The organism is Microcoleus sp. T2B6 (assembly GCF_036700475.1).
Classification (GTDB): Bacteria; Cyanobacteriota; Cyanobacteriia; order Cyanobacteriales; family Microcoleaceae; genus Microcoleus.
The window spans coordinates 1-7279 of the sequence record NZ_JAUBOZ010000186.1 but is presented as its reverse complement, the minus strand read 5'-3'; the positions used below and the strand labels follow the sequence as shown (position 1 = coordinate 7279).

The following is a 7279-nucleotide window of genomic DNA, read 5'->3' as shown; positions in this document are numbered from 1 at the left end:
TTTCGAGCGCGAGTTGCGCGACAGACACCAGAAAAACTTGAAAAGCTTGCAGCTTCTATGGGTCACTTGTACGGAGGCAAGGGAAAACCCGGTGCCCTACTAGATATGCTGGCATCTGGAGATTTGGTTCTCGTACCCAAAACCGCAACAGATGTCATCAAATCTGTGGCACAGTTTTTGGAAGAAACCGAGCAGCCTGCCGTCAAATTGGATGGTAAGCGGGGGGACGGTACTCAAACAATTCCTGCCGGGTCACAGCAAATCTAGACCGGTCTGTTCCTGATGTTGGTAAAACAAACGATGCTTGAGTGCGAATTGCTTGAATGTCCTCAGAACTCCGTTCAAAAGACAGCACAAACTGAGTCCTTTGATAGTGCAACTCAGCAATTGTTACCTCCCCGGGCTTCCCTTTACAGATGGTGAGTGCTTGGGAAACAGCTAATCGTCTCTAATCTCACACAAGATTGGATTAAAACTGTGCGTTTTTTTCCACCTGCTTATAAGCGGGTACTACTTATTTAGTTGAAATACCTTGCTTGAATAACACTTCAGTTAGTGGCAAAAATGCTTTTTTAAAGTAAAAACAACATAAATTTGGGCTTGCTTTCAACTAGGAAATTGGTAATTTTTTTTCCATGATTCTACAAGAAAAGGCGAGGCAGTGTCAGGCGATCGCCTGACAGGAGTATTTTTGCTTAAAGACTATCCAATCGAACGCGAGGTATGAATATTCTCAACAATGCTTCATGCTCTGTGACAGTTGAGGGTGCAGGATGTGGGCTATAAATTTTTAATCCTATTCCGCACTCCCGGACTTTTTCTGTGGCGATCGCCGCTATTGCTCAGTCTTTTATGCTCTGAGCAATGTACCTCCTTACTCTATCCGACCTCAATCAAACTATTCATACTAGCCCAGTACAAGAGCCACCTCTTGTTCCTTCCTATCTGCAAGAACGCTTGCAACTGCTTGTCAAGCAAATTTTAATGGGATTACCTGTGGAGCCAATTCTCAACAGTCACCCCCAGTTCCAGCAGTGGGTTTTCCAGCTCCAAGAACTCGCGCCATCACTGTTTTTACCGCAGCGAAAACTGTTTGTTGACATTCCAATTCAAACAAAACTAGACCGAACAAAAAGGGGAGTGACAGAAGAAAGTTCTTCCCCTTCTCATCCATTTAAAGTGATACAAGTCCGTGCAAATGTGGGTCTAGTCAAAGGGACGCCCAAACTATTTGAGTGGGCGATTCGCCATCCTGTACTGACTTGGCAAGACCGAGTTAAGTTATGGGTAGCTGCCGAATTCTTCGAGATCGAGCCTCACAAGCTACAACTGATTATTTTGGCACTGCACCCGACTCAACCTGCAGAAAAAGTTCAGTTTGCCTGGGACAGCAAGCAACACCGACACACTCAAAATTGGCTTTTGACTACCATTGAACGAGAGAGAAAACAAACAGTTATCAAGCTCAATGGTCATCTAACACCTCAACCGAAGGAAGTAGCAACAGCTATCAATTTGGATGAAGTCAATTTGGATGAAATCAACGAAGTGTCGATATAATCAGTTCACATTTAATTGTCATCCTCCTATCGATAGATATCCACTTATTCCCGACGCAATCGCCCATTAATACTTTTCTTCTTTCCATAGGAGGATGACACTCTTTAATATGAGGAAAAACAATAGACTATGGATAAAATGTAGTAGGAATCTTAGCCGTGACTGCAACTACCGCCACGCAACCAAAAACAACCCAACTAAAAACCATCCTGATAGTTGAAGATGACCCGATGATGCAGCTCGGTCTACAGCATATCCTCAATAACCAACCCCATTTAACAGTTGTCGCACAAGCTGTTAACGGCAACGAAGCCGTCAGTGCTGCACTGCAACACCAACCAGACATCGCCCTGATGGACATTGACTTGCCCGGAATCGACGGTATTGCAGCCGCGCAGCAAATCAGAGCCGCACTGCCGCATACTCGCATCCTGATGCTCACCCACCACAGCAATCCAACTCAGGTAATGGCGGCTTTGTCAAGCGGCGCTCACGGCTACTGCGTTAAAGGCACTAACGCAGAACAACTTCTAGCAGCGATTACGACTGTGCAAGAAGGTGGCAGTTACCTAGACCCTAAGATTGCCGACTGCGTGCTGCAAAATCTCAAAACGCCACTGCCCTATAGCTATGCGAATGACGACATCAAGCTGACTGAACGGGAAATGCAGGTTTTGCAGCAGCTAGTTGAGGGTAAAAGCAATAAACAAATCGCCGCTCAACTAGGAATGAGCGTCCACACCGCCAAAGGTCATGTAGAGATGATTATAGCTAAATTTGAAGCGAGCGATCGCACCCAGGCTGCCGTTAAAGCACTGCGTTTGGGGCTGGTTTAGCCGTTGGAATGCAGCTTCTAATTGTTCTAAAAAAAGTGGTTTTTGAGGCGTAGCTATCGCGTAGCAAATTATGGCATATTGTCAATCTTCAAACTTTGGCAAGGTCAACCAAAACCTCGCTCCTTTTCCCAATTCGCTATCAACACCTATCTCTCCGCCGTGAGCCTCAACAATTTGCCTGCAAATGTAAAGTCCCAATCCCAACCCTTGCCTTAAACTAACTCCAACTCCCCTCGTATAAGGCTCGAATAATCTTGCACATTGCTGAGGAGAAATTCCTGCCCCATTGTCTGCAACCGTACAGCAAACCATCTCACCTTCCCGTTTAGCTTCTACAGTCAAAATAAACCCAGACTGATTGTATTTAACAGCATTGTCGATCAGATTGCCAAACACCCGCCAGAGCTGCTGGGCATCAGCATTGACTAAAGGCAAATCGGCTGCAAAAAGCTGCTTAACCTTGACTCGATGCTGGTTGAGAATTGGTAATCTTTCAATAAGAATATTTTGGACTAAAGTGGGCAGCGACAGCGGCTTCATGGCTAAAGAAGCACTTTTCACATCAAACTGTTGTGTTGCTGTTAGTGACTCAATCAACTGGAGTTGGCGCGAACAACTTTGCACCATAACCTCCATAGTCCGCCTATCAATAACAATGTTGTTGCCAGCATCATTGAGGCGACTTCGCAGCAGCAGCGACATTCCCGATAGAGGCGATCGCAAATCGTGCGAAACAGCGTGCAACAGCATTCTTAAATTGGCTTCTGCTTGCTGTCTTTCTTGAATTTCCTGGCTGAGCTGAACATTTTGTGTAGCCAATTGCACGTTAGCGCAGCGAAGTTGTTGCTGTAAACGCTGCATTTTAAGTTGGGCAGATACCCGCGCTAACACTTCAACAGGCTCAAAAGGTTTTATAATGTAGTCAGCACCGCCCGCCTCAAACCCTTTTACTTTGTCAAATACGTCATCTAAAGCGCTGATAAAAATTATAGGGATATCACAAGTAGCTTCAGATGCTTTAAGTTGACGACAGACTTCATAACCATCCATACCGGGCATTTTTATGTCTAGCAAAATCAAGTCGGGCGCTTGCAACTCTACTGCTTTTAAAGCTCGTTGTCCACTAATCAACTTCCTGACTTTGTAACCGTTTTCAATTAGCAATTGAGAAAGTAGTTGAATGTTAGCGGGAATATCGTCAACAATCAAAATGTCAGCCAAAAATTGTTTAGTTTGCTCCATCATCTATCGCCACCAAAGGACAGAGTTTTGAGTTTTTTCCGAATATTGCCAACCGCTATTTTCCCAGCCGCGCTGTTCGCACCAGCAGCATTAACAGGCGACTTAACATCAGCCACAGTCACGGGTTCTTCTGGATCGTTCGGATGTGGCAGCAATTGGTAAGCGAATCGAATCCGCTGATCCAGCTCTTCATCTATATTGAGCAGTTTACCCGTCTGCTGCTCTACTGACAAAGCTTTCGCCCGCCTTTCAAGCTGCGGTCTGATGCGGCTGTCCCACAGTTGTTCAGACTCTTTAGCTCGCTTTATGTCGCCGGGCCGCACCGGAATCTTGAGAGGGTAGGGAAATAAAGCTTCCGTCCCCGTTGCGTAGGCCGGTGAAGTGATGACGCACTTGCCTTGAGGAAACCTCAGAATTTCGTCAGGACTAATCAGCGGTTTCTTTTGCAACTGTTCGCTCCAGTTGACAGAACGGCTCGTTTGCTGCCCCGTCGAGCTGCCGGTCGATCGATTTTTTACCAGCACTTCCACTTCCCCGTACCGCTTAGAATATTTCTCGGCTGTCTCAAAATCGCCGGGGTTGAAGAGGACATGAGTTGACAGAGCACTGGCGATCGCAGCCCCTTTTTTATCCCCATAGAGATTATAGAGTTGATTGAGCGATTGAATGCCAACAATCGGCACGCCACCAGCAGAACGATATTCGTTAGCCCACTGATCCATTCTGTCGAACTTGAGAGATGGAAACTCGTCTAAGCAGTACAAAAATGGGTCAGAACGTACCCGACTCAAATTAGACACCACACATAAGTGAATAGCAGCAGCTAACAGCGGCCCCACTACAGTGCGCCTTTGGTCATCTAATTTGAAAATAATGCACTTTTTGCCTTCTAAAGCAATTGGAATGGTGCTGCGACCAATAAATGCCCGCAACAAATCTTTTTGAATGAAACTGGAGTAGGTTGCCTCTGCGGTTGCCTTAATGCCCGCTACTGTTTTTTCAGCATCTTTTGAACTTAATAACTGCGAAAAACTAGAGGCAATCCACCTGTCCATTTTGAGGGGATGACCGTCGGGTCGATGAACGGCGTGGTCGATGCGCTTGACCAAATCTGGCAGTTGAATAATTGCGTACACAAAAGCTAAATCCGGGTAAGGACTGCTTTTTGCCAACTGCACTAAACCCTTCGCCATCAACTCGCCTGCTTTCTCAAAAAACTCATTGCCTTTACTCTCCCCCGGACTAGCATTTCGAGCAATAACTTGTCCAATTTCTGCAATCGAATTATTCCTGAACTTCCCTAAGTAGATCCAATGCCGATTGGTATTTAGCCATATCCCCTTGTTCACGAAAAAGTTGTGCAGCTTTTTCTAAGTCTGCAACAGCCCCTTGACGATTTCCCAGTTGAGATTGAGCAATCCCCCTTATTTTGTAAGCGCAGGCAGTACAGATATTATCAGAACTAGGGCGCTCAATTGCCTGAGTCAAATCATCAACTGCTCCTGAATAATCATTCAAGCTAGATTTAGTGATTCCACGGTTTAAATAGGCTTCAGCTAAATTAGGATTGAGTTCAATACCCCGATCAAAGTCATTAAGAGCATTCTGAGGATTATTAATCTTAAGGTAAGCTACTCCTCGGTTATTATAAGCTTCAAAATCGTTAGACTTCAGGCGAATAACTTGGGTAAAGTCTGCAATTGCATTTTGATAGTCTTCTATATTATAATACAGTTTTCCACGACCTTGGTAAGCTTTTAAATGGTCAGGATTGATCTGAATTGCTTGAGTGAAATCAGTTATTGCATTCTGTATATCATTGAGCTTAATATCATTGCGCTTATAATAAGCTGCTGCCCTGAGCGAGTAAGCTGCAAACAAGTTGCGATTCAGGCTAATAGCCTTCGTCAAGCTAGTAATTGCCGCTTCTAGGTTTTCTGAGTCGAAGTAGTAACTACCTAGTGCTAAGTACGCCTCTGCATAGTTAGGCTTAAGTTTAATAGCTTTTTCATAATCAGCTAATGCTTCTTTCTTATTTTTTAGTTTAAAATGGACTGCACCTCGCCATACATAAACCTCTGCATAGTCAGGTTTAAGTTTAATAGCTTTTTCATAATCTTCTAATGCTCCTTGTGTATCTCCTAACTCAGAACGAATAACCCCTCGCCGATTATAAGCTTCAACCAAATCAGGGTCAAGTTTAATTGCTTCTGTATAGTCAGATAGCGCTCTTTTCTTATCTTTCTCTTTCTTGTAATCATATAGCAATCCTCGGATGAAATAAGCATACGAATTAGGCTGAAGTTCTATGGAGCGAGTGTAGGCAGCAATTGCTTTTTCATACTGCTTAATTTTAGTCAATAAATCACCTTTTAGCTGATGAAGTCTACTATCTTTAGAGTCTAAACTAATCCCTTCATTGATAGATTCTATTGCTTCTTCATATCGTTCTAATTCTTGTAAAAATATACCTTGCCATCGCCAAGCTGGGGAAAACTTAGGTTCAATAGAAGTTGCCCTAGAAAAAGATGCCAATATTTCTTGATTTGTTGGCTTTGATTTTTGTTTGTTAAACAGGGAACTCTGTTGTGCGTGAAGCACTAATCCTCGTAAATACCATGCTTGATATAGTTTGGGCTGTATTGAGATAGCTCTATTTAAAACTGCTAAGGCATCCTCATATTGCCCTATTCTCCACAGCCTATTTGCATAATTTGTCAATTCAATTGGATCGTTAAAAGTATCTAAGTGTTTTATTTTAAAAACAGCTATAACTAAGTTTAGTATATTTCGCGTACTCTTTTCTTGAGATAGAACACTCTTTTCGTCGGACAGCCGGTTTGGCAATACAGGATAATCAATTTTTAATTCACCAACTTTTACTCCTATTTGTGAGGTCATTCCTAAAAATTTATTAATTGGAACACCAAAACTATAACCTAACTGAATGGGACGGCGTTCACCAGCCTGATCTATTGTCTCTTCCCCATCAGCTCTTCCGTGAATTCCAACTACTTGTCCGTCAATGTCCAAGATTGGCCCACCACTAACTCCACCTGCTGTTATGTTGTAATAAACCATTTCATACCCGTCAGTCAAAGAGCTGGAATTCTTTCTGACCAGCTCTATCGAGTTGGGTCTAATAATTTCACCAACTGAAAATAAGCGACTAGGTTTATCTGCATTATTGTTTGAAACTGGCCATCCAGAAACACAGACGAAAGTAATATTATTTTCTTTGACGGAGTTACTAGCCAAACTTGCCACTCTGTAATTTTGATTGCTAGTAAACTGCAACACTGCTAAGTCCACTCCCGGTAAACGTTTCACAGTGCTATGATCTACTGAATGTCGCCTGCCATCCGGCGTAACAACCTGATATTTTACTGCTTCATCCACGACATGATAAGCAGTCAAAATGTAATAATTATTAGTAAAAAATCCATTTTGTTTGGCAATAATTGCCCCAGAACCATTGCCATTAGGAAAATCAATACGAACCGTAATCTCTTCCGCAATCCTGTCTAATTCTTTCACTTGATTGGTTTCGACAAACTCAGGCGATAAGCTGTTGTACCTTTAAATAGGGTATAATAAAAAAGGAGTTTAGTCAATCTCTACAAAAATGCCAGCTAAAAACC

Annotated in this window: 6 protein-coding genes; 3 read left to right on the top strand and 3 right to left on the bottom strand. The window is 43.2% G+C overall.

Annotation, left to right across the window (positions count from 1 at the left end; translation table 11 throughout):
- From QUA00_RS35685 to QUA00_RS35675, 3 genes are all read left to right on the top strand, one after another.
- On the top strand, positions 1-267 hold a 267-nt coding region (locus tag QUA00_RS35685; protein ID WP_333413271.1), incomplete at its 5' end, for a hypothetical protein.
- 597 nt (positions 268-864) lie between these two features.
- Positions 865-1560, top strand: coding sequence for a hypothetical protein (locus tag QUA00_RS35680; protein WP_333413269.1), 696 nt, complete (start codon positions 865-867; stop codon positions 1558-1560).
- Between the two features lie 158 nt (positions 1561-1718).
- A complete protein-coding gene (locus QUA00_RS35675; protein WP_333413267.1) occupies positions 1719-2396 on the top strand; it encodes a response regulator transcription factor in 678 nt (225 codons plus the stop codon).
- A gap of 81 nt (positions 2397-2477) precedes the next feature.
- Here QUA00_RS35675 and QUA00_RS35670 read toward each other — a convergent pair whose 3' ends face one another.
- From QUA00_RS35670 to QUA00_RS35660, 3 genes are read right to left on the bottom strand one after another with little or no spacing between them, the layout of a single operon-like run.
- The gene (locus QUA00_RS35670; RefSeq protein ID WP_333413265.1) at positions 2478-3641 is read right to left on the bottom strand and encodes a hybrid sensor histidine kinase/response regulator; all 1164 of its coding nucleotides are present in this window, start codon (positions 3639-3641) and stop codon (positions 2478-2480) included.
- A complete protein-coding gene (locus QUA00_RS35665) occupies positions 3638-4987 on the bottom strand; it encodes a TraM recognition domain-containing protein (protein WP_333413264.1) in 1350 nt (449 codons plus the stop codon). The genes QUA00_RS35670 and QUA00_RS35665 overlap by 4 nt, the downstream gene beginning before the upstream one ends.
- Positions 4923-7175 carry a tetratricopeptide repeat protein gene (locus QUA00_RS35660; RefSeq protein WP_333413261.1) on the bottom strand — a complete coding sequence of 751 codons (2253 nt, stop codon included), beginning with the start codon at positions 7173-7175 and terminating at the stop codon, positions 4923-4925. Before QUA00_RS35660 ends, QUA00_RS35665 begins: the two co-directional genes overlap by 65 nt.
- Between the last annotated feature and the right edge of the window lie 104 nt (positions 7176-7279).

What these genes read in the sequence shown, in the direction of transcription:
- QUA00_RS35680 (WP_333413269.1), top strand. Translation starts at nt 865, where the DNA reads ATGTACCTCCTTACTCTATCCGACCTCAATCAAACTATTCATACTAGC.
- QUA00_RS35670 (WP_333413265.1), bottom strand. Translation starts at nt 3,641, where the DNA reads ATGATGGAGCAAACTAAACAATTTTTGGCTGACATTTTGATTGTTGAC.